The following is a 2500-nucleotide window of genomic DNA, read 5'->3' as shown; positions in this document are numbered from 1 at the left end:
CCGGTCCTCTCGTACTAGGAGCAGCCCCTCTCAAATCTCCAACGCCCATGGCAGATAGGGACCGAACTGTCTCACGACGTTCTGAACCCAGCTCGCGTACCACTTTAAATGGCGAACAGCCATACCCTTGGGACCGACTACAGCCCCAGGATGTGATGAGCCGACATCGAGGTGCCAAACACCGCCGTCGATATGAACTCTTGGGCGGTATCAGCCTGTTATCCCCGGAGTACCTTTTATCCGTTGAGCGATGGCCCTTCCATACAGAACCACCGGATCACTAAGTCCTAGTTTCCTACCTGCTTGATCCGTCGATCTTGCAGTCAAGCACGCTTATGCCTTTGCACACAGTGCGCGATGTCCGACCGCGCTGAGCGTACCTTCGAGCTCCTCCGTTACTCTTTAGGAGGAGACCGCCCCAGTCAAACTACCCACCATACACGGTCCCCGACCCAGATAATGGGCCCAGGTTAGAACGTCAAGCACGACAGGGTGGTATTTCAAGGATGGCTCCACTGCAGCTAGCGCCACAGTTTCATAGCCTCCCACCTATCCTACACAGACGAACTCAACGTTCAGTGTAAAGCTATAGTAAAGGTTCACGGGGTCTTTCCGTCTTGCCACGGGAACGCTGCATCTTCACAGCGATTTCAATTTCACTGAGTCTCGGGTGGAGACAGCGCCGCTGTCGTTACGCCATTCGTGCAGGTCGGAACTTACCCGACAAGGAATTTCGCTACCTTAGGACCGTTATAGTTACGGCCGCCGTTTACTGGGGCTTCGATCAAGAGCTTCGCCTTGCGGCTGACCCCATCAATTAACCTTCCAGCACCGGGCAGGCGTCACACCCTATACGTCCACTTTCGTGTTTGCAGAGTGCTGTGTTTTTGATAAACAGTCGCAGCGGCCTGGTTACTGCGACCCTCTTCAGCTATAGCTCGCACGAGCCACCAAAAAGGGTGCACCTTCTCCCGAAGTTACGGTGCCATGTTGCCTAGTTCCTTCACCCGAGTTCTCTCAAGCGCCTGAGAATTCTCATCCTACCCACCTGTGTCGGTTTACGGTACGGTCTGCGTAAGCTGAAGCTTAGGAGCTTTTCCTGGAAGCGTGGTATCAGTGACTTCGCCATAAAGGCTCGTCTCGGTGCTCGGTCTTAAAGGATCCCGGATTTGCCAAAGATCCAAACCTACCGCCTTTCCCCAGGACAACCAACGCCTGGTACACCTAACCTTCTCCGTCCCTCCATCGCACTTACGCGAGGTGCAGGAATATTAACCTGCTTCCCATCGACTACGACTTTCGTCCTCGCCTTAGGGGCCGACTCACCCTGCGCCGATTAACGTTGCGCAAGGAAACCTTGGGCTTTCGGCGTGCGGGTTTTTCACCCGCATTATCGTTACTCATGTCAGCATTCGCACTTCCGATACCTCCAGCAGACTTCTCAATCCACCTTCAACGGCTTACGGAACGCTCCTCTACCGCGCATAACAAAGTTATGCACCCCAAGCTTCGGTTCTGTGCTTAGCCCCGTTAAATCTTCCCCGCAGACCGACTCGACCAGTGAGCTATTACGCTTTCTTTAAAGGGTGGCTGCTTCTAAGCCAACCTCCTGGCTGTCTGTGCCTTTCCACATGGTTTTCCACTTAGCACAAAATTTGGGACCTTAGCTGTGGGTCTGGGTTGTTTCCCTTTTCACGACGGACGTTAGCACCCGCCGTGTGTCTCCCATACAGTCCGTCTCGGTATTCGGAGTTTGCAATGGTTTGGTAAGTCGCGATGACCCCCTAGCCATAACAGTGCTCTACCCCCGAGAGGATACATATGAGGCGCTACCTAAATAGCTTTCGAGGAGAACCAGCTATCTCCGGGTTCGATTAGCTTTTCACTCCTAATCACACCTCATCCCCTACCTTTGCAACGGGAGTGGGTTCGGGCCTCCAGTGCGTGTTACCGCACCTTCACCCTGGGCATGACTAGATCACCCGGTTTCGGGTCTACTGCCCGCGACTATGCGCCCTTATCAGACTCGGTTTCCCTTCGCCTCCCCTATACGGTTAAGCTTGCCACGAACAGTAAGTCGCTGACCCATTATACAAAAGGTACGCAGTCACCCCTTGCGGAGCTCCTACTGCTTGTACGCACACGGTTTCAGGTTCTATTTCACTCCCCTCTCCGGGGTTCTTTTCGCCTTTCCCTCACGGTACTGGTTCACTATCGGTCGGTCAGTAGTATTTAGCCTTGGAGGATGGTCCCCCCATGTTCAGACAGGGTTTCACGTGCCCCGCCCTACTCGTCTTCACTGGAATGGCCCTTTCAGATACAGGGCTATCACCTTCTATGGCCGCTCTTTCCAGAGCGTTTTCCTAGAACCAATCCAGCTTAAGGGCTAGTCCGCGTTCGCTCGTCGCTACTTACGGAATCTCGGTTGATTTCTTTTCCTCTGGTTACTTAGATATTTCAGTTCACCAGGTTCGCTTCCAGCAGCTATGTATTCACTGCA

1 rRNA gene (running past both ends of the window) is annotated in these 2500 nt (G+C 53.6%); it reads right to left on the bottom strand.

Features of this window, described 5'->3' with window-relative positions:
* Positions 1-2500: ribosomal RNA gene (locus tag ACZK0Z_RS02020) — 23S ribosomal RNA — on the bottom strand (it extends past both window edges: 233 nt to the left, 147 nt to the right).

The sequence above is a fragment of the Stenotrophomonas sp. 116085_Sma genome, from assembly GCF_056479585.1.
This window is presented reverse-complemented; position numbering and strand designations above follow the sequence as displayed.